The organism is Nitrospira sp., assembly GCA_015709715.1.
Classification (GTDB): Bacteria; Nitrospirota; Nitrospiria; order Nitrospirales; family Nitrospiraceae; genus Nitrospira_A.
Window position 1 is genome coordinate 1,671,598 of sequence record CP054184.1, and the last position, 23,867, is coordinate 1,695,464.

At 60.9% G+C, this 23,867-nt stretch carries 28 protein-coding genes; 9 read left to right on the forward strand and 19 right to left on the reverse strand.

What is annotated here, in order from left to right; genetic code table 11:
- Positions 1 to 2: 2 nt before the first annotated feature.
- Genes HRU82_07930 through HRU82_07945 form a run of 4 tightly spaced genes read right to left on the reverse strand, consistent with a single transcriptional unit; the run spans position 3 to position 2,953 of the window.
- Complete coding sequence (locus tag HRU82_07930; protein ID QOJ34876.1) at positions 3 to 722, reverse strand: phosphocholine cytidylyltransferase family protein; 720 nt, start codon at positions 720 to 722, stop codon at positions 3 to 5.
- Positions 719 to 1,813 (reverse strand): aminotransferase class V-fold PLP-dependent enzyme, encoded by a 1,095-nt coding sequence (locus HRU82_07935; GenBank protein ID QOJ34877.1) that lies wholly within the window; start codon positions 1,811 to 1,813, stop codon positions 719 to 721. The genes HRU82_07930 and HRU82_07935 overlap by 4 nt, the downstream gene beginning before the upstream one ends.
- 43 nt (positions 1,814 to 1,856) lie before the next feature.
- A complete protein-coding gene (locus HRU82_07940) occupies positions 1,857 to 2,435 on the reverse strand; it encodes a sulfopyruvate decarboxylase subunit beta (GenBank protein QOJ34878.1) in 579 nt (192 codons plus the stop codon).
- Positions 2,432 to 2,953 carry a sulfopyruvate decarboxylase subunit alpha gene (locus HRU82_07945; protein QOJ34879.1) on the reverse strand — a complete coding sequence of 174 codons (522 nt, stop codon included), beginning with the start codon at positions 2,951 to 2,953 and terminating at the stop codon, positions 2,432 to 2,434. Before HRU82_07945 ends, HRU82_07940 begins: the two co-directional genes overlap by 4 nt.
- Positions 2,954 to 3,081: 128 nt before the next feature.
- Between HRU82_07945 and HRU82_07950 the strand changes: the two genes are divergently transcribed.
- From HRU82_07950 to HRU82_07965, 4 genes are all read left to right on the forward strand, one after another.
- Complete coding sequence (locus tag HRU82_07950) at positions 3,082 to 3,624, forward strand: hypothetical protein (GenBank protein QOJ34880.1); 543 nt, start codon at positions 3,082 to 3,084, stop codon at positions 3,622 to 3,624.
- Positions 3,625 to 3,635: 11 nt separating this feature from the next.
- On the forward strand, positions 3,636 to 4,169 hold the full coding sequence (locus HRU82_07955) for a hypothetical protein (GenBank protein QOJ34881.1): 534 nt from the start codon (positions 3,636 to 3,638) through the stop codon (positions 4,167 to 4,169).
- Between the two features lie 214 nt (positions 4,170 to 4,383).
- Positions 4,384 to 5,556 carry an efflux RND transporter periplasmic adaptor subunit gene (locus HRU82_07960; protein QOJ34882.1) on the forward strand — a complete coding sequence of 391 codons (1,173 nt, stop codon included), beginning with the start codon at positions 4,384 to 4,386 and terminating at the stop codon, positions 5,554 to 5,556.
- Between the two features lie 42 nt (positions 5,557 to 5,598).
- Positions 5,599 to 8,778: an efflux RND transporter permease subunit gene (locus HRU82_07965; protein QOJ34883.1), complete on the forward strand. Its 3,180-nt coding sequence runs from the start codon at positions 5,599 to 5,601 to the stop codon at positions 8,776 to 8,778.
- 54 nt (positions 8,779 to 8,832) lie between these two features.
- Here the strand turns inward: HRU82_07965 and HRU82_07970 are convergent, their stop codons facing one another.
- Both HRU82_07970 and HRU82_07975 read right to left on the reverse strand, forming a co-directional pair.
- Positions 8,833 to 9,177 carry an SCP2 sterol-binding domain-containing protein gene (locus HRU82_07970; protein ID QOJ34884.1) on the reverse strand — a complete coding sequence of 115 codons (345 nt, stop codon included), beginning with the start codon at positions 9,175 to 9,177 and terminating at the stop codon, positions 8,833 to 8,835.
- A gap of 21 nt (positions 9,178 to 9,198) precedes the next feature.
- Entirely contained in the window at positions 9,199 to 9,642 is a 444-nt protein-coding gene (locus HRU82_07975) for an S-adenosylmethionine decarboxylase (GenBank protein ID QOJ34885.1), read from the reverse strand.
- Positions 9,643 to 9,796: 154 nt separating this feature from the next.
- On the opposite strand from HRU82_07975, the gene HRU82_07980 reads away from it, so the two are divergent.
- Positions 9,797 to 9,982 (forward strand): hypothetical protein, encoded by a 186-nt coding sequence (locus HRU82_07980; GenBank protein QOJ34886.1) that lies wholly within the window; start codon positions 9,797 to 9,799, stop codon positions 9,980 to 9,982.
- A gap of 5 nt (positions 9,983 to 9,987) precedes the next feature.
- On the opposite strand, the gene HRU82_07985 is transcribed toward HRU82_07980, so the two are convergent.
- From HRU82_07985 to HRU82_08040, 12 genes are all read right to left on the reverse strand, one after another.
- A complete protein-coding gene (locus tag HRU82_07985; GenBank protein ID QOJ34887.1) occupies positions 9,988 to 10,698 on the reverse strand; it encodes a hypothetical protein in 711 nt (236 codons plus the stop codon).
- A gap of 103 nt (positions 10,699 to 10,801) precedes the next feature.
- Positions 10,802 to 11,515, reverse strand: a complete 714-nt coding sequence (locus tag HRU82_07990; GenBank protein QOJ34888.1) for a site-2 protease family protein — start codon at positions 11,513 to 11,515, stop codon at positions 10,802 to 10,804.
- The gene (locus HRU82_07995) at positions 11,512 to 12,411 is read right to left on the reverse strand and encodes a DUF2167 domain-containing protein (protein ID QOJ34889.1); all 900 of its coding nucleotides are present in this window, start codon (positions 12,409 to 12,411) and stop codon (positions 11,512 to 11,514) included. Before HRU82_07995 ends, HRU82_07990 begins: the two co-directional genes overlap by 4 nt.
- Before the next feature lie 112 nt (positions 12,412 to 12,523).
- Positions 12,524 to 13,633 (reverse strand): DUF2914 domain-containing protein, encoded by a 1,110-nt coding sequence (locus tag HRU82_08000; protein ID QOJ34890.1) that lies wholly within the window; start codon positions 13,631 to 13,633, stop codon positions 12,524 to 12,526.
- Between the two features lie 48 nt (positions 13,634 to 13,681).
- Positions 13,682 to 14,743 (reverse strand): hypothetical protein, encoded by a 1,062-nt coding sequence (locus tag HRU82_08005; protein ID QOJ34891.1) that lies wholly within the window; start codon positions 14,741 to 14,743, stop codon positions 13,682 to 13,684.
- 45 nt (positions 14,744 to 14,788) lie between these two features.
- A complete protein-coding gene (locus tag HRU82_08010) occupies positions 14,789 to 15,439 on the reverse strand; it encodes a hypothetical protein (GenBank protein ID QOJ34892.1) in 651 nt (216 codons plus the stop codon).
- A gap of 120 nt (positions 15,440 to 15,559) precedes the next feature.
- Positions 15,560 to 16,189, reverse strand: a complete 630-nt coding sequence (locus HRU82_08015) for a hypothetical protein (GenBank protein ID QOJ34893.1) — start codon at positions 16,187 to 16,189, stop codon at positions 15,560 to 15,562.
- Positions 16,190 to 16,193: 4 nt separating this feature from the next.
- Positions 16,194 to 16,568: a hypothetical protein gene (locus HRU82_08020; GenBank protein QOJ34894.1), complete on the reverse strand. Its 375-nt coding sequence runs from the start codon at positions 16,566 to 16,568 to the stop codon at positions 16,194 to 16,196.
- Between the two features lie 12 nt (positions 16,569 to 16,580).
- Complete coding sequence (locus HRU82_08025; GenBank protein ID QOJ34895.1) at positions 16,581 to 16,913, reverse strand: hypothetical protein; 333 nt, start codon at positions 16,911 to 16,913, stop codon at positions 16,581 to 16,583.
- Complete coding sequence (locus HRU82_08030; protein ID QOJ34896.1) at positions 16,910 to 17,200, reverse strand: hypothetical protein; 291 nt, start codon at positions 17,198 to 17,200, stop codon at positions 16,910 to 16,912. The genes HRU82_08025 and HRU82_08030 overlap by 4 nt, the downstream gene beginning before the upstream one ends.
- A gap of 463 nt (positions 17,201 to 17,663) precedes the next feature.
- Positions 17,664 to 18,620 (reverse strand): IS5 family transposase, encoded by a 957-nt coding sequence (locus HRU82_08035; protein ID QOJ34897.1) that lies wholly within the window; start codon positions 18,618 to 18,620, stop codon positions 17,664 to 17,666.
- Positions 18,621 to 18,726: 106 nt separating this feature from the next.
- On the reverse strand, positions 18,727 to 18,894 hold the full coding sequence (locus tag HRU82_08040) for an addiction module protein (protein QOJ34898.1): 168 nt from the start codon (positions 18,892 to 18,894) through the stop codon (positions 18,727 to 18,729).
- A 107-nt stretch (positions 18,895 to 19,001) separates the two neighbouring features.
- Between HRU82_08040 and HRU82_08045 the strand changes: the two genes are divergently transcribed.
- A complete protein-coding gene (locus HRU82_08045; GenBank protein QOJ34899.1) occupies positions 19,002 to 20,084 on the forward strand; it encodes an IS630 family transposase in 1,083 nt (360 codons plus the stop codon).
- A gap of 149 nt (positions 20,085 to 20,233) precedes the next feature.
- Here the strand turns inward: HRU82_08045 and HRU82_08050 are convergent, their stop codons facing one another.
- Positions 20,234 to 20,701, reverse strand: a complete 468-nt coding sequence (locus tag HRU82_08050; GenBank protein ID QOJ34900.1) for a hypothetical protein — start codon at positions 20,699 to 20,701, stop codon at positions 20,234 to 20,236.
- A gap of 289 nt (positions 20,702 to 20,990) precedes the next feature.
- Between HRU82_08050 and HRU82_08055 the strand changes: the two genes are divergently transcribed.
- The 3 genes from HRU82_08055 to HRU82_08065 all read left to right on the forward strand — a co-directional run bounded on the left by HRU82_08055 (position 20,991) and on the right by HRU82_08065 (position 23,799).
- A complete protein-coding gene (locus HRU82_08055; protein ID QOJ37150.1) occupies positions 20,991 to 21,881 on the forward strand; it encodes a polyprenyl synthetase family protein in 891 nt (296 codons plus the stop codon).
- A gap of 104 nt (positions 21,882 to 21,985) precedes the next feature.
- The gene (locus tag HRU82_08060) at positions 21,986 to 22,969 is read left to right on the forward strand and encodes an NAD-dependent epimerase/dehydratase family protein (protein ID QOJ34901.1); all 984 of its coding nucleotides are present in this window, start codon (positions 21,986 to 21,988) and stop codon (positions 22,967 to 22,969) included.
- A 20-nt stretch (positions 22,970 to 22,989) separates the two neighbouring features.
- Positions 22,990 to 23,799 (forward strand): carotenoid biosynthesis protein, encoded by an 810-nt coding sequence (locus HRU82_08065; protein ID QOJ34902.1) that lies wholly within the window; start codon positions 22,990 to 22,992, stop codon positions 23,797 to 23,799.
- The last annotated feature ends 68 nt before the right edge of the window (positions 23,800 to 23,867 follow it).

Consider the following 23,867-nt stretch of genomic DNA (forward strand, 5'->3'; position numbering starts at 1 on the left):
GGCTAGAGCTGCGGGAGAATCTCTCGCTCCGCCTTGGTCACGTCCTCGGGAAAATCGATTTCCGTCCAGGGCAACCCGCCGATTTTTTCGTGCCCCACCTTCACCTGCTGAAAATAGGGCAGCAGAGCGTCCTCATACTCCATATCCCACCGGCCCTGCTCGATGAACCCCCGGAGAGATTCGACGACATGCCCCGTATCGGCACGCCGCACTTTCAGAAACCCCACGCCTTCTCCCGCGACATCGTACCGCTCGGGCATCTGCTTGCTCAAGGCAATGACGCGGCCGCCCTGGACCACGACCATACATTCCTCCCCGGTCTGCTTGACTGTATCGTCCATCAGCAGACAATTCGGAAAGGGCGAGGCGACCAAGCGACGGAGGATTTCTCGGTGAAAGAGCACATCCGCATCCATGATGATCACATCGTCGTTCAACGACGTACGTGCGATCCACAAAGAGGAAATGCTGCCGCGATGAAACTCCTCGTTCACGAGATAGGAGATTTCCACTCCGCGACACTCGCCGCCCACGGCGGCCCTGATCATCTCCTGCTTGTACCCCACCACGATGGTGGCCTGTCGAATGTGGACGCCGGCCAGCGCTTCGAGATAGCGTGACAACAGGGTCCGCCCCCCGATTTCGATCAGGCACTTCGGTTGGTGTTGTGTAATCGGCCAGAGGCGCTTCCCCACCCCGGCGGCGAGAATCACGGCTTTCATGAGCGACCGGCGGCGCCTGCCAGCACCTGCTCGAAGGCCGATAAAAAGCCTTCGATCTGTGACTCGTTCAAGGCCCCCATATTGGCGATGCGGAAGGCTTTCGATTCCAATTGGCCTTGACCGGCATAAATCACGTAGCCGCGAGCCTTCAATTGATCATGCAAGATCTGGTAGCCGACGCCGTCCGGCAGGTGGAAGGCCGTGATCGTGTTCGACTGGAACTCCGGCGGCAAGATCGCCTTGACACCGAGCCGGCCCATGCGTTCGCGAATCTGCGTGGCGACCTGACGATACCGCCGCGCCCGATTGGCCACCCCTTCCTCTAATAGCTCATCCAACGCGGCCTCAAAGGCATAATAGACTTGGACCGCCGGAGTGAACGGGATAGTCCCCCTCCCCTGATCATCCACATAATGGGTCAGGTGCAGATACCACGAACGCTTGGGGTAGGCTCGCATCCGGTCCAAGAATCCCTTACGCAGCAAGACGAACGACACCCCGGGGAATCCTTGGATACATTTCCCTGCGGTACCGGCCACCATATAGATGTGCGAGCCGGCGATGTCGATCGCTTCGCCGCCCAATCCGCTCACGGAGTCCACGACAAATACGCGGTTTTGGCTGTCGACGACCTCGGCGATTTGCTTGACGGGGTTGAGGAGCCCCGTGGTGGTTTCATGGTGGACCATCGCCACCGCATGGACTTCGGGATGTTGCCGGAGCGCCAGCCGCAGCCGCTCCGGGTCTGGACGCGTCGTCCAATCCATTTTCAATTCGGACACACCGAGCCGATGCAGACCGATCATGTTCGAGATGCGCTCGCCGTAGACGCCGTTATTGAGCACCAGCATGCGCTTCCCGATCGGCAGGCATGACATGACGGCGGATTCCACGGCAGCGGTGCCGGAACCCGTCAAGATCACGGCGACGTACTCGCCCTCGGCGCCGGGCACGAAGGCCGTCAGCAGCTTCTGTTGGATGCGACCGAGCAGCTCAGAGAATTCCGACTCACGGTGGCAGATATCAGGGCGCAACAGCGCTTGCCGCACCCGTTCGGACACATTGACGGGACCGGGATTGAGTAAGATCACCTGCGAACTCCATTCCACATGCGAGATGGGACTGACGCCGTTATTATTCGATGGCTTTCATGAACCGAGCGGTGATGGCCGGAGGATCGAGCGCGATGCGGCCCGCGTCTTCCACGAACTCGTTGACCTTGACCAACAGCATGCTCGGCCCGTCCTTTTTCAGCAGATCCTTGAACTCGTAGACTAGATCGTCACGATCGAGCACGCGCTCGACATGGACGTAACCGGCTGCCTTGGCCACCTTTTCCAACGGCACCACGTTGGAAATCGTCGGCTGATTTCCCGTCGTCCCGTAGACTTCATTGTCGAACACCACATGAATGAAATTCTTCGGCTTCAGGGCTCCGACCGTCGCCAACGTGCCCATGCCCATCAACACGTTGCCGTCGCCGTCGAACACCACCACCTGCTTGTTGGGCTTGGCCAATGCGACGCCCAGGCCGATCGCCGGCGCGTTGCCCATGGAGCCGATCATGTAAAAATGCGTCGGGCGATCCGCGATCTTCTGTGCTTCACGCGAAGGAAATCCGTTGCAGACGATCACCGGCTGGTCGGTCAGGAGTTCCAAGATCGCCGCCATGGCCTGCGCCCGGCTTTGCATGGTGCCTTCTTCTGGTCTCATGGATGCAACCCCCTGACGACGCCTTTCTTGATGACCAAGGCCACGGGAATCCGTTGTTTCATAAAGGTCTGGCCGATCCAGCGCAAATCCTCCACCATCGTGGCTTCCGAGAGCACACGGTAGGGGATCTTCACCGTATCGAGCAGCTGTAACATGGTTTCCCCCATGACCAAATGTTCCGGCGCATCTTTTCCCTGAAAACCTCGCCAGGAGACGATCAGGATGCACGGCTGCTGATAGATCATGTTCAGGGAAATGAGCGCATTGAGGGAGGTGCCGAGCCCGGAGTTTTGCATCAACACCGCCGGGACTTTTCCAGCCATGTAAGCGCCGGCCGCCATGGCCACCGCTTCATCTTCCCGCACGGCGGGTGTGTACAGTTTTCTCGTCAGAAGCTCTTCGATGATGCCGCCCAGAATGGAATCGGGCACACCTGTAAAAAAATCGGCTCCCATGTCCTGGAGCGCTTGGACGAATACGTCGCTATCGATCATAACCACGGCCTCGCTGAACGCCATCGCGCCCACAGGGCGCGCACAAAGCGCGCATTATAGCCAAGGGAGGCTGCATTCTCAAGAACGCAGGACCATGGTTGCCGTCCTATCGGGAACCGTGATAGCGTGCCGGCTGGACTGCGTGATTGACCATGTGCGATGCGCCTGCCAAACGGTCCTTCCGTCCGGCGCTCAGCCGCCTGCTTCTCCTCTGCGCCCTCACCATAGGCTGGCCGTCGGGAACCTTCGCCGTCACGATGACCGACGACCCGCGCGGTTTTCAAAACATCCCCTGGGGGGCGCCGCTGACGGATCGGCCGGATCTGATCGTCGTGAGGGCGGACACCCACACCACAGACTACGCATTTCGGGATCAGCCTCCGGTCTATGCCGACATCACGGTCGACAACATTCAACTTTCGACCGTCGATGCGCAGTTTGCGCGCGTCACCATCCGCTATCGCGGCTCCCAAACCCACGCGCAGATGATTCGGTTCCTCGAGCGCACCTACGGAGCCATCGAACGGATTCCCGGCCAGATGATGCGGGGACTCAACCAACAATATACGTGGCGGGGACCGGATACGGAGATCAGTTTGACCTATGAAGGGGCGCGCGATCGCGGGTTCGTCTTCATCGAAAGCCGCACCTTGGCCCCGCGCTTCCAGGATCTCATGTCGGATACGGCAGAATGATGGAGGACACGATGCAACGACCATCACCCATCACTCGATCTCGGTCCCTCTTCGCAACCCTGGTGCTCGGCGCGGTCCTGTGGCCGCTCACGCTTGCCTTCGCCGTGATGATGCAGGACGACCCGAACGGCTTTGAGGGCATTCCCTGGGGGGCCGAACTTGCGGGCAGGGACAGGCTGACCAAGGTGGAAGATGCGGGCCGTGTACAGACCTACGAGCTGAAAGGGGGCCCGGCGCTGCGAGAGATTCCCGTCGATGTCCTGCGCTTCAGCGCGGTTGATGGCCAATTCGCACGGGTGATGATCCGATACAGCGGGAAGGATACCCATGACAAGATTCTCGACCTGCTCCAACAACAGTACGGCCGGCTGGAGCGCACGCCCGGCCTGACGACCGGCGGCATGGTGAAGTTCTTCAATTGGCTCGGGACCGACAGCGACATCACTCTGCGCTATGACGCCCGCACCGGCCAAGGGGTCATTTTCTTCGAGAGTCAGGTCTTCCGTGCCAAGTTTTCGGAGGGCAACGCACCTTCCGCGTTTTGACCTCGATCAGGCCACTTTACGATCGGTATAAACCAGGCCTCTCCTTGTGGAGCCCCGGCGGCGCGTGATAGCCTAGGTGAGTGCGTGATCACGCACTCACCGCCCGAGGTTCCCTTGCCTGCTTCCCACGACGACGACGTCGCCAGAGATATCCTTCTGATCTTGAGCAGACTCAGCCACCCCGCCGGTGCCGGCAGGAAACGAGGTCCCGCGCGTGTCGGCTAATCCCATCACTCGGCATCCGATCGTCACATTGGGCGTCATTCTGTTTTTTGCCGTGGCGGCGTTGGTAGTGTTTCGACTCAGCAGCGGTGCCAAGACCGATCCGAAGAAAGTCCGCGTCCTCACGGTCGGAACGAAGATCCCTCTCAAGCAGGATCTCGATATTCACCTCTCCTACACGGCCGATCTGATCCCGAACCAACTCGTGAACGTCTTCTCGCGCGTGGACGGCTATATCGCCAAGATCCATGTGGACAAGGGCGACTTCGTGAAGGCCAATCAGTTGCTCGTCGAAATCGACCATACGGATTACATCCACGCGGTCAACCAGGCCAAGGCCAACCTGGCCTCGGCCAAGGCGAAGGTCGTCCAGCAAGAGGCGGCCGTGAGGAACGCCGCGCTCACGTTCGACCGCATGCAGGCCTTGATCAAAGACCAGTTCGTCTCGCAACAAGACCTCGACAATGCCCAAGTGAACCGCGACGCCGCCGTCGCCATGCAGGATTCCCTGCGGGCCCAAGTGCAGCAAATGGAGGTGGCGCTCGCCCAGGCCGACACCAATCTGGCCTATTCGTACATCCGCGCGCCCTTCGCTGGGTATATCGCGGAGCGTAATCTCGATCCCGGCTCCTATGTGAGCGGCACTACCGCCAGCACCTCCACCATGTCGCGCGGCATCTTGAGCATTCACGACGTGGACACGGTCCGCACCCTGATCGAGGTCGTGGAAAAAGACGTGCCGCTGGTGAAGGTGGGGCAACGGGCGGAGGTTCGCGCGGAAGCCTATCCCCATGAAACGTTCGAGGGCAGGGTCACTCGCGTGGTGCAAGCCTTGAATCGCGCCACCCGAACCATGACGGTGGAAGTCGACCTCCCCAACAGGGATCATCGACTGAAGGGCGGGATGTTCGCCCGGGTCGAAGTCCTGGTCGGTACCCACGCAGGGGCGGTGCAAATCCCGCTGGATGCCGTCAGCCGATTGGAAGACTTCCAGTATGTCTATGTCGTCAAGGAGGGCAAGGCTCACCAGGTTCCGGTGGAGTTGGGCGTCCGGGTCGAGAACCGCGTCGAAGTCCTGAAGGGGCTACAGGGCGATGAACCGGTGATCGTGTCCGGCAAAGACCTGGTCAGCGAAGGAACGACCGTCCAGGCTCAACCGCTCTAAGCCGCGCTCCCGCGTCGCATTGAGCCGTTTCAATTCGTCACTATGTGGCTGACACTCCTCGCGCTGCGTAACCGCATCGGCATCCTGATGTTGTCCCTGGCCATGGTCATTCTGGGGGCGACCTCGCTCGAGCGGCTTCCGGTCGACCTCTTTCCGAACATCCAAGTGCCGGTGGCCTTCGTCGGGGTCATCTATAAGGGCGCACCGCCGCTGGACATCGAACAGAGCGTCATTTACCCGATCGAAAAAGCCGTCAGCTCGGCCTCCAACGTCGAGCACGTCGAATCGTTCGCCAAACAGGGCATCGGCGCCGTGCAGGTCTGGTTCAACTGGGGCGCCGACATCAACGTGGGGCAGATGGAGGTGATGCAACGCATCACCCAGATCCTCAACAGTCTCCCGCCCGGCATCCTGCAACCCTTCATCGTCAAGTTCGATGTCTCGAACATCCCCGTCGCCTTCGTCACCGTGTCGGGCGGCAACCTCGATGAACGGGCGCTCTACGATGTGGCCTACAACACCATCGCGCCGCAGATCGAGCAGATTTCCAACGTCGCCGCCGCGACGGTCGAGGGCGGAAAAATCCGCCAAATCAACATCAATCTGGATCCGTCGCTCCTCGAGGCGCGGGGCCTCTCCATCCTCGATGTAGTGAAGGCCGTGAAGGCCTCCAACCTGATTCTGCCGTCGGGCGACATCAAGGCCGGCAACCTCGACTACAACGTCTTCACCAACACCCAGTTCAAGACGGTCGAACCCATTGCCGATGTCGTGGTCAAAATCGACCCACGCGGCAACCCCGTGCGGGTGCGGGACGTAGGCACCCTGGCCGATTCCTCCGACATTCAAACGAATGTCGTTCGCACGGACGGCAAACGGTCCGTCTACCTCCGGGTCAACAAACAGCCGATCGCCAACACCGTGGAAGTGGTCGATGCCCTCCGCAAGGCCATCCCGAACATGATCGGCATTCCGCCGGGCGTGCAATTGGGCATTTCTTTCGACCAATCGGTCTATATCCGGCAGTCGATCCGGAACCTCATCGAGCAAGCCTTCCACGGGTCGCTTCTCGCGGCAGCTGTCATCCTGGTGTTCTTGCGCAACGTGACCAGCACCCTGATCATTTCCGTGGCGATCCCGCTCTCGATCCTCGTGACCTTCATCGTGCTCTACTTCACCAATCAAACGCTCAACGTCTTTACCATGGGCGGCCTGGCCCTCGGCATCGGCCGGTTGGTGGACGACTCGATCGTCGAGTTGGAGAACATCCAGCGGCACCTGAACGTGGACCGCAACCGCTGGGACGCGATCGTCAACGCCGCCCGCGAGGTCGCCATGCCGATCTTCGCCTCGACGGTCACGACGGTGGTCGTCTTCCTGCCCATGTTCTTCGTCGTGGGCATCGCGCGGTTGCTGCTGATCCCGTTGACCCTGACCATCGCCATCGCGCTGTTCACCTCGTTTTTCGTCTCCCGCACCGTCACCCCGGCCCTCTGTTATCGTTTCCTGAAATCCGAAGAAGAGGCCCATCGCAACCTGCCGAGGTGGTTCGTGAAGATCATGCAATGGAGCGAGCGGCGTTACGCCGCCCTCGACGAAGGGTATGAACGCAGCCTCCGCTGGGTGCTCGGCCATCGACGCGCCCTCCTCGTCACGGTGGTGACCATCTTCGTGGGGACGCTCGGGCTGCTCCCGTTCATCGGCACCGAGTTTTTGCCCGTGTCCGACGAAAGCCAATTCCGCATTGTCTTGCGCGCTCCAGTGGGCCAGCGGGTGGAGAGAACCGTGGAGCAGGTCGCCGAAGTGGAACGGGTGCTGCGCGAACAGATTCCTCCGAACGAACTCGAAGCGATTGCCTCCAGCACCGGCGTCCTGGCGCAGGGACGATCGTCGCTGTTCAACCCTAACACGGGTCCGCACACCTCGGTCATCTCCGTCTATCTGGCCTCACCGGACAAACGCCGCCGCAGCCAAGTCGAGATCATGAACCAGGTCCGTCCGCTGGTGGTGAAGTTGTTTCCCGGCGTCGCCATGTTCTTCGACCCGGGCGGCCTGGTGAAACGCGTGACGAGTTTCGGCTCGCAAAAGGCCATCGACGTCGAAATCTACGGGTACGACTTCGAAAAGGCCCGCACCCTGATCCGCCAGGTACAGGACAGCATGCAGAAGATTCCAGGCATGGCCGACATCGAAGTCAGTCGGGAAGAGAACTATCCGGAAGTCAACGTGGTGGTGGACCGGGAAAAGGCCGCGTTGCTGGGCGTGAGTGAGACCGATGTCGCCAATGCCGTGCTGTACTCCCTCAACGGGAACGGCCAGACGGACCCGATCATTTTCACCGATCCTCAGAACGGCAACGAATACTACATCAGCGCCTGGCTGGCCGAAGAACATCGCAAGGATCTGGCGGACATCGAACGGGTCCTGCTGACGACGAAGACCGGCGAACCGGTGCTGCTCAAAAATCTCGCAGCCCTGAAGCTGAATGCCGGGCCGGTGAAGATCGAGCGCAAATACTTCCAACGGGTCGTGCACATCACCGCCAACCCCGTGGGCCGCGATCTCGGCACCATCGCTGAGGATCTCGAAGCAGCCTTCGCCGGCCTGCAGGTCCCGCCGGGCTTCAGCATACGCTTGGCAGGCCAAATCCAACAACAGCGGGAAACCTTTCAGGGACTCCTGTTCGCGAGCCTGCTGGCACTGGTCCTCGTGTATATGGTCATGGCCGCGCAATTCAAATCGCTGATCGACCCCTTCATCATCATGTTTTCAGTGCCGATGGGCGTTCCGGGCGTCATCATCATGCTCTACCTGACCAACACTACGATCTCGACTTCATCCATGATGGGCATCATCATGATGCTCGGCATCGTGGTCTCGAACGGCGTGCTCCTGGTGGATTACACCAATGTGTTGCGGCGTCGCGGGCAGCCCCTCGCCGCCGCCGTCCTCACCGCGTCGCGTACCAGGCTCCGTCCCATCCTGATGACCTCGCTCGCCACAGTGGTCGGATTGATTCCCATGGCCCTCGGCCTCGGGACAGGAAGCGAGACCAACGCGCCGCTAGCCCGCGCCGTCGTGGGCGGCCTGACGGTCTCGACGATCCTCACGCTGTTTTTGGTACCGACCGTCTACACCATGCTGGAGGAACGCTTTCCTCGACAAGCGGAAGAATTAGCCGAGGCAGACCCGTCCCCTGAAGGGTCCTGCGTGCAGCAGTGAGGGGGAAAGGGGAAGCCGAAGGGGAAGGAAACGACGCGGGGCGTCTGGCGAGGGCTACGGCCTCAGGCTGGGAAACAACGAGGCCAGCTGCAACGCCAACCCCATATCGCCGGTGATACGGAGCCGCCCGGACATGGCCACGGCGGCTCCGCTCACTTGACCGTTCAAGACCCGCAAACAGTCCTCCCCCGACATGGCGAGGGTGACCTGGGGATCCGGGTGGACACCTTCCGACACGCGGCAGGCCCCATCCCGAATCAGCAGTTGATACTGGCCTCCGTCGGTACCGTTCAGATCGAACTGGTACACGGCATCCAATCCTTCCGCCGCCTCCGGATCCAACTTTCCGGCAAGGGTCGCAAAGAAGGCCCGCACCGTTTTGGGGGAGTCCTGTGTCATGGCTGTCGCCCGAATCCTCTTCTAGTACCGCAACATCGCCCGGTGGCTGGACCGGCGGGCGCCGAAAAAGGCTTTGGAAAACTCTTCGACCACAGCGGGATCATACCCCTTGCAACTGAAGATATCGAGATAGGCGTTGTTGGTATCGTTCGCAAAGTGCCCGCTGATCAGCGAGGTTTCGATCAACTGCACCATGCTGTAGCCCGCCACGCGGCCTTCGCCGAAGTGGACGATCTGACAGGCGCCGTAACGCTTCATCTGGATCAATTCACAGAGCTGAACGACGTAGGCTTCGATCTGCTTCGCATCGCGGATACGGTCGGGGATGCAATCGTGGAGGTCGACGGAAGTGCAAATACCCCAGGCTTTGCCGGGCCCGACGGAGTCGGGGTGGATGGGTGAGTCAGCAAGCCTGGCTGAAGATGATGAGATGTCGTCGGAGGTGGCACCTTCGGCGTTCTGCATAAACGATACGACCTTTCTGTTGGGGTTGGATGGAGTGGAGCGACATACATTTGCAATATACTGAACGTTCAGAACCCTGTAAATGTTTATCTCCGAAAATTCTGGTCACGACGTGCATTGACAAACTCTCAAGCCCTTCGCCAGAATGCCGCCCATGACCGACAGCCCCGCCTCACCCTCTCCCAGCCCGACCCACCTGGCGGAATTGCCCGACCGGCTCTGCACCTGGTGTAAGGTCCCCATGGCCAAACGGCTGGTTGCAGGCGGGCAGTTCATCCATTACACCTGTCCCAAGTGCGTCTTCCAACACACCACCAGGCGCACCCCGAAGATCGAGTAAGCCTGTTACTCGTCGTAATACTTTTCCCGATAGATCGGACAGAGTCCTTTGGCATGAAGCCTGGCCGTCACATCCGTGATCATGCCGCTCCCCCCGCAGAGATAGACGGCGAGGTTTGTCACAGATTGGACCTGCCGGTCGATCAGATCGGTCACGCGCCCGCTGGTGCCTTCCCACCCTGGGCACGGCCTGGAAAGAGTGGTCACGAAAGAAAAGTTGGGGTGGGCCAGAGCCAGTGACCTCAGTTCATCCTGCAGGTAGAGGTCCCGCTGGCTGCGGAGTCCCCAGAACAGGGTGACCGACTGCGAAGAAGCGCGCTCCAGCTGAGCCAGGATCATGCTGCGGAGCGGAGCAATCCCGGTTCCGGTGGCGACGAAGAGCAGGCCTCTTTCCTGGTCATCCCGCAGATAAAAGGCGCCGGCCGGTCCCTTAAACTCCGTTCGCGATCCTTCCCGCATGCTGAAGAGATAATTCGAGCCTGGTCCGTCCTTGACCAGATTGAGGATCAGGAGGAGCCGGTCCCGCTGACTCGGCGGGGATGCGATGCTATAGGGTCTGGTGACGGGGCGAGGGTGCCCTTCCTTCGGCACCTCGAACGACACGAACTGCCCGGCCTTGAATGTGATGGGACCAGGCTCCAGAAGTCGCAATTCGATCGCGCGCACGTCGTGCGTGAATGTTTGGATGCGGCTCACTTCAGCCGTGAACTGCTGCACGGCACCTCCCGGACAAAAGATGGTACAAACCGCCCCGCTCTGCGCTCGACAGCCGTGAGGCGCGATGCAGCTTTCGCCCCCTCGCCTCGGTTGTCCGATTGAGTCAGCCTTGGGCGGCAGGCAACAACAGGTGCGTCTCGTAACTCATGATACCAAGAAACGCCGCGAGGCCAAGGTAGTACAGGCCATAACTCACCCTGGTCCCCATCGGCACCTCGTAATAGCGTTCCGGCAGACCAGAAGGCCCTCCCCTGAAGGTAGCCATCACATGCGGGATGGCCATGATCGCGACCAACAACAACATGGGGCTGTGATTCACAATGAACAGGCCGATCAGGATCGGCACGCCCAGCCACCAGACCTTGGGCGAAATGATGGCGGTGATACGCCCGCCGTCCAACGGGGACAGCGGTATCAGGTTGAACAGATTGATCATGAACCCGGCGTAGGCCAAGGCCAGCAACAGCGGACTGTCGGTGTATTCGGCGGCATAATAACAGGCGACAGCGGCGACCGTGCCGGCCACCGGCCCGGCGATGCCGACATAGGCCTCGGTTTCCACATCCATCGGTTGCTCCTTGAGCTGAATCCAGGCGCCGACGAAGGGAATGAAGGTCGGGGCCCCGACGTCCAGATTGCGCTGCTTGGCGGCGGCGTAATGTCCCAGTTCGTGGAACAGGATCAGCAGCACGAAGCCCACCGCGTACCACCAGCCGAACACAAAGCTGTAGGCCACCATCGACAGGAGCATCGTCCCGCCGGTGAGCGCCACCTTCCCCAGCTTGAGCCCCGAGAGGAGCAGCAGGAGGACCTTCACGACGGAAGCCCTCCGTCACCCCGCATCGACTCCACCTGCGGCTTTTTCTTGAAGTACTTCGCCGCCAGGCCCCCCAGCGCGATCACCAACAGCATCAGGAATTTCTTGCCCACCATCAGCAGGGGCACCACGAACGCCCATAACTTCGCCAACAGCCCCGACTTGATCGCCGCCCCTGCAATGAGCGCCGACAACCCGACGGCCGCCACCTTGTCGGTCGTGCTGTTGAAATCGCGGTACCGTTTCCCCTCGACGAACTCCACATTCCCGAGCAGCTGTCCCACATGCGGCTTCAAGGTCGGCAGGGCTTCCAAGGGCCCCACCATGTTCATGCTGAGGTAGCCATGCCGTCCGAGAGCCAAAGTGTTGTAGTTGACCCCCACCGTCTCCTGCTCCTGCGCTGAGATGGCCCACACCACCTTGTGCGCCGCCCTGTCGTAATGCGGCTTTTCCTCCCACCCACGGATGATCAAGGGCGGTACTCCCTGTGCGTGCCTGGCCTTATTGTCTTCCTCCGTGCCTTCCTTGATCGCAGCCATGAGGGCATCGGCGTCCCATTCGGCGGCCTCGTCGTCCTTGACGTAGCCGGCATCGACATAACGTGCGACCAAGAACCAGCCTTCGCCTTCCTTCGTGGAGGTGATCAGCGCCAACTCCTGACCGGACGGAAAGTTGCCCATTCGCTTGAGCAACTGTTGCGTCGCCTCCGGCCCCAGAAACCGATAGCCGGAAGGCAACTTCAAGATGGCCTGGTCACCCAGCGGCACGTCCGTCGGCCCCACCTGCCAGTCTAGAGCCGGACGAGCAGCCTCCTGAGCCCTAGCCGGCACTAGCACGCTGTACAGGCCGAGGGCCAGGACGACCATACCGACCATGAGCCTCAACGCCCACCCCATAACACCGACCTCCTCCCCCTGTATCTACCGATTTCCATGCAGAACCTCATGAGCCTGTCCTGTCATCATACAGGTTTTCGGACGCTTGCAGGGTCCTGCCAGCCGTTCCCGGTCAATAGACGATGGTCGTGACCGACCGCGGACTTTCTTGATCGGCAGTCACCTGTACGCCCACGCGGCCGATGACGCGGCCGTCTTCGGTTTCTACATCGATCCGCCACTCTCCCGGATCGAGCCCCTGTTTGAAGGTGTAGGCTCGATACCCTCCCTCTCGCCCCCCGACAATCTTCAAGGCGATGCGATCGGCGGACACGAAGGGCCGGCCGGACTCCGGCCGGAAGTACCAATGGTGGTAGACCGTCGTTCGGAGCGCGACCGGGGCAAAGACGGCGGTGAAACAATACAACGGTTCGTCCGCCGCGATGGTCGAGGCGGAGTGTTTCCAAGGTTCGTACCATTGTCGCTCGAACGACAGTTCGAAGTGGTCCCCGGCTCGTTTGACTTCGTGGTACATCCCGCCGAACTTCAGCGACAGCGGTACCGGCGGGATCCAGTTGAGAATGTAGAACCCCACCAGCAAGGCAATGACCGCCATGGCCGGCGCCGTCGTCAAGGTCGCTTCACGCCGGGTTCGGTCCTCGTTGCCGCGGTAGATCAGTTCCACGACCCGCAAAGTCACCAGCACACTCAGCACCGCGCCCGCCAGAAACATCGCCTGGTTCATCCAACCGGTCATGACCGGCAGAAAGAAGGTGAAGAAGGCGAAACAGACCAAGGCATAGAGCCCCACCAGGAGCTGTAGATTGGAGAGACGATCGCGCAAGAACTCATTGCCGACCAGCAGCCCCACCAACAGCACGAAGAACACGGCCGAGCCGGTCCAGGTCGCACTTTTCCAATAGAAGATCGTATAGGCGCTGAAGAGGCTCCCGAATAGAAACTGGATGGCCATCGGCGCATAGGGTCCGGCCTGCAGGGCCCACCGAATGGCCTTGGGGGTTTCCGGCGGCAAGTCCTCCGGCGCCATCCGGCTCGTCCCCAGGCGGCCGGTCAGGACGATCAGAAAACCCAGGAGCAGCAAATAGAGCAGGAGCAGCAGATTGCCTTGCAGGCGATCAATCCGGCTGAGGGTGAGGGTGTCATAGGTCACCCCCGAGAGGAAAAAGAGCGGCGGCAAGTAGGGTTTGCCCAAGACCGCCTGCACCCGTTGCATCGACACCATGGAGGCTAGAGTTCAAGATCGCCTCGTGATTGTCAAACGAAGAGTCGATTACACGAAGGGAGGTAACGGGGCGTACTTCACCGACATGCCGATCACGCGCTCCAGCCAGGGGGCCATGGCCTCCTCCTTGAGCGGCGCGCGATTCAACCGGGCTTCGATCTGAAACCCGCCGACAGTCCCGACCAGGCCGATGATGGCCGAGGCCTCTTCCGCTTCCGGCAGCAGCTCCTGCGTCTGAAACTCGCAGAGGGTGCTGTACAGCCGCCCTTGCGGCTCGATGATACGCAGCACCTCCGGCAGTTCGCTCAAACGGCAATGGACGGAGCAGCGGTAGACCGAGCGCGCCCCGGTCTGGACGGCGGCGAATTGTTCCAATGCAGATTCGGAAAATCCCGTCAGATAGGCCCGCACCGACGCGGCTTGCGGGACAAAGGTGGCGGCCAGTCGGCTTGCCGGCACCAGAAACTCAAAGGCATCCGAGGAATTGTATTCGAACTGACAGGGGCCGAAGGCATCCGGCCAGGAACAGAAAAAAGGCGTAACAGGGTCCGCCGGCGTCAACACCAGCCCGCCCTTCTCCACGGAGGTTTCGACCGGCAAGTCCAGAGTCGTGATGGCGTCGAGGAAGATGGCCCGCCGCTCATCGACCCAGTCGTTGCGTCTGGCCTCTTCCCGCGTTTCTCCCGGCGTCACCACGTCGAGGGTCTGGAGCCGGACGCGGATGAACGCGTGGCTGTGCCGGAAGCCAAGCCACAGCATATTGACGGGGTGATGAAACCGGAGGGGGCCTCTGGTTCGCCAGGGATGGCTGATGGAGCAGTAGGTGCCGACGCTCTGATGTTGTTGATAGACCGTATGGTACCCGCCTGCCAGGAGGAAAAAATCTCCCTGCCACCCCTCGCGTGCATGGATCAGCGTGACGTCTTCAGTCGCCCACTGATCGAGCCGGTCGAACTCCGCCGGGGAGTCGACCGCCCAATCCTCTACGTAACAGATCACGTCTTTGACAGGCTGCGCCGATTTGAGCCCCAAGGCGGCCAACCGTTCCCCGACCGCCAGCGCATCACGGAAGGTCAGACGTCCCGCTGTTTCCCACCGCCGCTCACGCATGACGCTGCTCCCAAGACGCTCTGCAGCTCTGGTCGGCGGCCTGGCTCACTTGATGGACTTCAACACGCGGCCCTCGATCTTCGTGTCGCTGATGAAGCGGTCGATCGCATCCTGCATCAGCCCGGACATCATGCTTTCGATATCCTCGCTGGTGAACCAAAAGACGGGCTTCGATTCTTGCCCCTGCGTGTTGCGCTGCGTCGTGCTCTCGTCCGTCAGGTTCTTCACCTTGAAGGCCAGTCGGCTTTCGCCGGTCAACTTGGTGTTGAACACTCGGCTCTTGGCGGTCGCAAAAAAGTCGCGGATTTCCCCGCTGATCACGATGTCGGCCCCGGCGACCGCCACGCCCGACTGCACGACTCGCGCATCCCAGCCGCGACGATTCCAGGCGCGCTGCCGCAGCGTTTCCGCCAAGGCTTCCGCAATCGTCACCCCCGGCGACCCGCCGGGCACGTTGAAATAGGTCACCCCGCCGCCCAGATGCGACCGCTGGCCGATCTTCGATTTGTCCGCGCGCAGATCCTCGAACGGTTCGATGACGATCTTCACCGGCTCCGGCTGCCCACCCTGCGCCATCAGCTGTTGCGACTGCAGATTGACCGACACCATCTCACCGGTACCGGCGCAGCCCCACAGCAGGGCCAGGCCCACCGCGACACAGACCTGACTCAGAATTCGACATCCCTGTGCAATCACACGCTCCTCCCTATCGGTAAGTGGGTCCTCGACAAGACGGGCCCCAGTCTACCCAATCTGCGAGCCGGATGACAAACGGGAATGGCCCGGCGAAGTACCGGCCTGGCCTGGAGGAAACGGTTAGGGCGTGAGCAACGGAAACAGGCGGCGAAAGGTGTCCCGTCCAAGGTCGGGCAAGCCCCCTGCTTGCACGGCGGGCGCATCCAGTGGAACGAATCGCGCGATCTTGAACCAGGCCCGCCCCGAGAGCACCGCCGCTACTTGGGCTTTCCGATCGTGGGTGATGGGCAGCGTGTACCCTTCGCCTCGCTTCCATTCCCAAAGGGTCGGGGCAAGCGAGAGTTCTAAATCATGACCGGCCAGTCGATGGAAGCGGTCGACCAGGTTCTTCCGATACTGTTTGACCAGCCCGCCCTCCACGATCAACGCGAAGACCAGATGGTGCCCCCACCAGCAGAGGGAACGGAAGGTCAACTTCTCGTCGCCGCGAAAATGTTTGGGGTAGTCGAGGTATTGGTACGGGCAATGCTCCAGATGTTCCCCTTTGACCATCTGTGCCTTGGTAGGATCGAACTCAGCGGGAAGCAGCAACCTGACCTGGGCCAACTCCGACTGGAGGCCCTGATGCAACCGGACGAGTTGCTCGCGCACCTTCACCACAATCCGCTCCTTCGCCCGGAACAGGTCGCGATCGGTCAACAGCTTCACTTCGTCGGGAGCAAACAGGGGCGTCTCGGCAAGTGGGTCCACGTGGTTAGGATTTCTGATGGGATTCGAAGGCGGACACCCGGAGGTCGAAGAGACGGCGGCATTCGGCGCAACGCAGACCCGCGCTGTCGCGAATCACGTCCAACTCCCGGATCGTGACCGCCAAGGCATGGGCCTGCAGGCAAGCCACGAGCCGGTCTTTCGGGGTCGTGACGGCCGCCGCCGGGATCAGGTCCCCGTCAAGCGGCACTGCGGCCACGCGCGCGATGACCTCGTCGAGCGAGAGGGAATGCACCATCCGGCAGGAGGTGCAGGCGACGAGCAGCCGCCCTTCGTCATCGATACGTTTCAGAGAGAGGCACAGGGGATGGACGGCAAAACATTGCTGGACGAAGGCCCCACTGTAGAACCGTTGCCCCATAGGCGCACCAGATTACAGCTTGGCCAGCGCCAACATCAGGAGCGCGCCGACCGCATAGGGAATTGCGCAGGAATACAACACGGCCGCCAACGCCCGATCCGGCGAAGTCGCCCGCACCGTCTGGTCCTTGTAGATGAACTCAAATCCCAGGATGAGCAGGGTCAAGGTCAGCACGAACACGCGGCTGGTCCTGGGCCAGCTGTAATGGCCGCTCACGATAAAATTCGCCGTGAAGAAGCCGCTGGAGAGGAACAGGAGCGGCGCCAGCACATACCGCAACGCGTGAGACAGGAAGACATGCCAGGAGGGCCTGGCCGACCGTTGTTGCGGATCGACGAGCGTCATGACCCGACGGCAGCGGGTTGGTTCGAAGAGGAAAGCGTCCGTTGTTTGGCCTGCTCCTCGACCGTCCGGCAGGTCTTGCAGATGCGGGGACGCGCCTTGAGGAAGCTGACCTTGCCGCTCGCGAGACAACTGTAATGCACGAACTCATCGCAGACCGTGCAACGCGACCAGCCGCCGCGCAACATCGTCTTATCGCGGTAGAGGCCCTGCTGACAGACCTTGCAGAGGCGGGGTTCGATCCCCAGCAGCATGGGCTCCCATTCACCCGCAGCTTTCCGAATACTCATAGCGCGTGAGTATAACGAAGGGGTCGAAGGAAAAACAAGGAGTCCCCGGGCTCACTGAATCTTTCGGGAGACCCAGTAACCTGGTTTACGCCTCAAATGCATGACCGCAGCCACATAAATAGTCTGCCCTTCTAAGGCATAGATCACTCCATAAGGGAAACTGCTGAACGAGGTACCGTCGGAATCTTCCCGTGAGGGTGCGCGAAAGGGTCGGATGTTGCGGATATTGGTTAAAAGCGGCCTCAACAGCAACGAGAAATTCTTCGCCGAGACCTTCGCGGCAATCCTCATAAAAGAGGGCGGCTTGACTTAAGGAACGTCTGATTAATTCGCGTTTCCACGAAGCAATCTGTTTCTCGGTGGATCAAGACGGGCCATCAGCTGGGAACCCGCTGGTCCGAGAGCGCCTTTCTCGGATTCCTCCGCCGTCAGGCGGCCCGCGCCCCGTTCGCACCCCCGTCCGCTAGGCTGCCGCCAGCAAGTGCCGGCGTGCTACATACAGATTCGCCAAGCCGCAACTGATAGACAACCAGTGCGCATTCTTCGCGAGCCCCCGGTACCGCACTTTGGCCCACCCGAAGATCCGCTTGATCACCAAGAACACATGCTCGACTTTGGCACGAACCTTCGACTTCGTCCGATTGCGGGCCCGCTCCGTCTCGCTCAAGGGCCGATGGCGATGGGCTTTCGTCTGGACGAAGCTCTTGGCATGGGGAGCATGGTGCTGAATCATGTCGCGTTGCCCGCTATAGGCGGCATCGCCCCATACTCGTGTCTCCTGTCCATGCAGCAACTCCGGCAACACCTGGCTGTCATGGACATTCGCCGCCGTGGCCGCCACTGAGTGAACCAGCTTCGTCCGGCTGTCCACTCCAATATGCGCCTTCATGCCGAAATACCACTGGTTCCCCTTCTTGGTCTGATGCATCTCCGGATCTCGCTCTTTCTGGCGATTCTTCGTCGAACTGGGCGCATTGATGATCGTGGCATCCACGATCGTGCCCCGGCTGACCTTCAGCCCGTGGGCAGCCAGATACGCGCCGATCCGCGCAAAGAGCTGTGCGCCCAAGTGGTGGGCTTCCAGCAGATGCCGAAACTTACAGATGGTGGTTTCATCCGGTACGGGCTCGCGGCCCAGATCAATCCCCACGAACTGCCGCATGGCGTGTGAGTCGTACAGCGCTTCCTCCACCGCCGGGTCCGACAGGTTAAACCACTGTTGCAGACAATGGAGGCGCAACATGCGTTCGACACCCACGGGCGGACGCCCTGGGCCCTCGGCCTTGGGGTAGACCGGCTCGATCGCCGCTACCAATTCCGCCCATGGAACAACCTGGTTCATCTCGTTGAGAAACTGCTCCCGGCGGGTGGGCTTGCGATACTGTTCAAACGAGACTTCGGCAAACGTCTGTTGCTGCATGGGGCACGCCTCCAGTTCAGTGCTGCGCTACCCTTAGCACATCATGCAAAGAGAATAAATCAGACCTTCCTTAATTCGGCTTTCGCTGCCGGATCAAGAAGCAACCTCAACGACGGAGATCCTTCCGGATGTCGCGTAATGCCTTGACGGCTGAAACCGGCTTCGTGAGCTTCCGCTTCCAGGCAGAAAGTCGTCGTTCTGCCTCGGCGCCCCACGCTTCATCCACCGAAGTCAAACGTTCGCTGTTCATCTCAGCGATAAGTCGCTCGACCAACCGTTCACGCTCCGTCGGCGAGAGCTTCCAAGCTTGTTTTTCTATCGCTAGTGTTGTGTCTCACAAATAGATTGACAATATGATCGCAGTGGCGTACATGGTCGAACATGTGGGACTCCGCTCCAAGATTGACCATAAGCCTGGAGCAAGCCGGCACGTTGCGGAGGTGGGTTCGAGCCCACCACACTCCGCAGCACGTCGTGATGCGGTGTCGCATCATTCTGATGGCGGCCGAAGGCCTGTCCAACAACCAGATCGCCAAGCACTTGGGAGTGAGTCGGCCCACCGTCATTCTGTGGCGTGAACGCTTCGCACAAGCCGGCCCACCAGGATTGACGGAAGTGCGCAAGGGCCGCGGACGCCGGCCCTCGATTTCGCCGAAGAAGGTGCAGCAGATTGTCGAAGCGACGCTGCACACCAAACCGAAAGGGGCGACTCATTGGAGTTGCCGCACCATGGCCCAGCAGCACGGCGTCAGCGCCGCCACGGTCCAGCGCATCTGGGAGGCACACGGACTGCAACCTCATCGAGTCCGGCGCTTTAAGCTGTCGCGTGATCCGCAGTTTCTCCAAAAGCTGACGGACGTGGTGGGCTTGTATATGAATCCGCCGGATAAGGCCTTGGTCGTCTGCGTGGATGAGAAGAGTCAAATCCAGGCACTGGACCGAAGCCAGCCGGGCTTGCCCATGAAGCCAGGGCGGTGCGGCACGATGACGCATGACTACAAGCGGCATGGAACAACCCCGTTGTTTGCCGCGCTGAATGTCCTGGAAGGCACGGTCGTGGCCGATTGTATGCCACGTCATCGCCACCAAGAGTTCGTGAGATTTCTCCGGAAGCTGGATCGAGAATTCCCCCCGTCCCAGGACCTGCACCTCATCCTGGACAACTATGGCACCCATAAACATCCCACCGTCCAGCAATGGTTGGCCAACCGGCGGCGCTTCCACCTGCACTTCATTCCGACCAGTTCATCGTGGTTGAACCTGATCGAACGGTGGTTCGCCAACCTCACCGACAAGCAGATCCGTCGGGGCACCTTTCACCGCGTCCCCGCACTGATTCAGGCCATCAAAGAATTCGTGGCGGTCCATAACAAAACCCCACGGCCCTTTGTCTGGACAGCCTCGGTAGAATCCATCATGGATAAAATCAATCGTTGTAAGTCCATTTATGAGACACAACACTAGGGCAGCTGCGACCGGAACATACGGCACGGCTTCACCAAAGCGACGCGTGACCTCCCGGAAGGCGGCATCCAGCTTCTTGGTCTGGGCGGCCAGACGAAAGAAATCCCGCAGCGAATCCAACACCCGCTCCTGATAGTCTGTGAGCGTGATCACGCCTCGCCTTTCGAATAGAAGCCAATTCGGCGTTTGGGAGCATCCGGAGGCGGCTGCAACAGCGGTAGCAGCTTCTCGTATACATCCAGCAAGGCCGAGCCGTGCTCGAGCAACGTCCGGTCAATTTCGGCCAAACGTTTCAGAATGGCGTGATTCGCGGCAACATGCTCGCGCAGGCGGACAAAAGCCCGCACCACAAAGACACTCATCTGGACCGCCCGCTCGCTGCGGAGAATGTTCGCAGCCATCCCGGCACCGTGTTCGGTAAAAGCCCAGGGGCGATAGGTCGCACCTCGATGACGGCTGGAACTGGTCACAAATTGTGACCAGTTCAGAGCGTTGCTCTTTTGGGGTGAACTCATCGAAATTTGCGATGAGTTGCCCGTACCAGTTGAAGCGTCAATGCCTTCTACCTGTGAAGCCACAATATGTGACTTCACATCGGCAAATTCCTTGTCGGTCAATCAGGAAATCAATCGACAGCCTCTCAAGTATCTTTAGCCATGCTTCTTCCAAGCTTGCTGGTCCCCTTCCCCTCAAAGGCTGACCTCCGGCGATCCTCAACTGCGCGCGTCGAACGAGGGCATTCCGAGGCCGCGCGTTCCGCGAGCAAGAGGATGCGGGAGGTCAGCCCTCTTCCCTTCTTCGTTTGACACTCCCTGAACCCCTTTGCTACTCTCACGCGCACATGAAGACCCACGGCTTCCCAGTCGCCTCCGCATGAGCCCCACGAGCCAACTCTCTCCCACAGGCATGGACATCCGCGAATACCTCGAACGCAAGCGCGAGGAGGTCGACCGCTATCTGCAATCGGTGATTCCGAGCGCGGAGACGATGCCGACCACCCTGCACGAGAGCATGCGCTATAGCCTCTTCGCAGGCGGGAAGCGGGTACGGCCCATTCTGGCCATCGCCGCCGCTGAAGCGGTCGGCACGGCAGGCCAAGCCGTCTTGCCGGTGGCGTCTTCTCTGGAATTGATCCATACCTATTCACTGATTCACGACGACCTCCCGGCGATGGACAACGACGACTTTCGCCGCGGGAAGCCGACCAACCACAAGGTGTACGGCGAGGCCATGGCCATTTTGGCGGGAGATGCGCTCCTGACCATGGCGTTCGAGCTGTGCGCGCGAGCCCACGGGGAATCTGGCCTCGACGCGGCCCGGCAAGTCCGGCTGATCCAGGAACTGGCGGTCGGGTCCGGCAACGTCGGCATGGTCGGCGGACAGGTCCTCGACATCCAGGCGGAGAACAAGGACATCGACCTCGCCACGCTGCAAACGATCCACAAACACAAGACCGGCATGCTGATTCGCGCCGCCGTCCGCATGGGTGCCATCACTGCCGGCGCAACGTCGAGTCAGCTCGACGACCTCACGGTCTACGCCGAAAACATCGGCTTGGCCTTCCAGATCGCCGACGACGTGTTGAACGTAACCGGCACCCGCGAGGAATTGGGCAAGAACCCGAATACCGACGCGCAGCGGGGCAAGAAAACCTACCCGACCTTCTACGGCGTCGACGGCGCCAAACAATTGGCCGAAGACTGTGTCACTCGGGCCAACGATCGCCTGGCCTCGTTCGGAGCCAAGGCCGACCCGCTCCGCGAACTGGCGCGCTACATCACCTGGCGGAAAAACTAACCGTCCTTCGTGAACGGCCCCGTGACTCCACTCGCTCACCGTCCCCATCGCTTGCCTCGCAGGCGCATGATGCGGCATCCTGCCCCCATGAAGGACTGCTTCCAGTGAAAGCCCTCGTCACCGGCGCAACCGGATTCGTCGGCGGAGCCGTGGCCCGCGCCTTGGTCAAGGCCGGAGTCGAGGTGCGCGTCCTCACCCGCAAGGGGGCCGACCTCCGCAACCTGGCCGGTCTGACGGTCGAGCAGGTCCATGGCGACTTGCGTGATCGCGCATCGCTCCGTACGGCCTTGGCCGGCTGCCGACATCTGTACCACGTGGCGGCGCATTACGCCCTCTGGGCGAAGGACCCGTCCATCTTCTACGATATCAACGTGACCGGCACGAAGACCCTGCTGGAAACGGCCCGCGAGGTCGGCATCGAGCGCACGGTCTACTGCAGCACCATCGGGGCCATCGGCTTGCCGCCGGAGGGAGGGCCGGGTACGGAGGAGACGCCGGTCTCGTTGGAGCAAATGGCCGGCCATTACAAACGGTCGAAGTATCTGGCCGAGCAGGAAGTGCTCAAACTCGCGCGGGAAGGCTTGCCGGTCGTCATCGTCAATCCCAGCGCACCGGTCGGCGAGGCCGACGTGAAACCGACTCCCACCGGCCAGATCATCGTGGATTTCATGCTGGGCCGGATGCCCGCCTACATCGAAACCGGCATGAATCTCATCGACGTGGACGACGTGGCCCAGGGGCATCTGCTCGCGATGGAGCGGGGCCGCCAGGGGGAGCGGTACATCCTGGGAAACCGGAATCTGTTGCTGAACGAAGTGTTCCACATCCTCAGCCGCCTCACGGGGGTGAAGGCGCCCACTATCAAGCTGCCGCGCGCGGCCATCTTGCCCTTGGCCTATGCCAACCAGTGGTTCGCCAATGTCACCGGCGTCCCGCCGCGCATCCCGCTCGAAGGCGTGAAGATGGCCAAGTACAAGATGCATTACGACTGCAGCAAGGCGATCCGAGAACTGGGCCTGCCACAGACACCGGTGGACGTGGCGCTGGAAAAGGCCGTGCAGTGGTTTCGGCGTCACGGCTACGTCTAATCGAATGCTCAACTCGCCCGATGGAATTCGCCCTCCTCTTCTTTAAGACCATCGCCTTCCGCCCCTACGTGTTCGCCTTCCTGGCCGCATTTCTGGTTGCCGCCGTCGCGCTGATCGGCTGGCCCCGCACCTGGCGCTTCTGGCTCATCAGCTGGGCCACGGCCTTCGTCTGCGAATATTCGTCCACCCGCACGGGTATCCCCTTCGGTTGGTACCATTACAACGGTTCCACCGTCGGGCAGGAGCTGTACTTCTCGAATATCCCCTTCATGGACTCGATCTCGTTTTCCTTCCTCCTCTACGCCAGCTATTGCCTGGCGCTTCTGCTGCTCTTGCCGATCCGGTCGGATAGTCGGGGTGCGCGATGGCGACTTCCCGACATGCAGTTCGACCTTTCCCTGCGCACATCCTGGTCGGTTTTTGCGCTGGCCGTGCTCCTGTTCGCCTTCATCGATATGGTGATCGATCCGGTCGCGCTAAGGGGGGACCGCTGGTTCCTGGGCAAGATCTATTATTATCCCGACCCGGGCGTGCATTACGGCGTCCCCATGGCCAACTATGTCGGCTGGGCCGTCGTCGGTGCGATGTCCCTCTGGGCCTATTTCCCGCTCGACCGCCGACTCGACGCATCGCTTCCCCCCCATACTCCTTCGACGACCCACCGCCTGCTCCTGGGTGTCGGACTCTACTACGGCGTGCTGGCCTTCAATTTGGCCGTCACCTTCTGGATCGGTGAAGCGTTGCAGGGCACCACCGGGCTCCTGATGTACGTGCCCGTCACTGCGCTCCTGCTCCTGCGCCTGTTCATGCCTGCGACACACTCTGTCTAAACGCACCCCGAGCCCGCCGCTACGCGGCGCTGCGATTGGCATTCATTCGGCCAAGACGGTATAGTGTG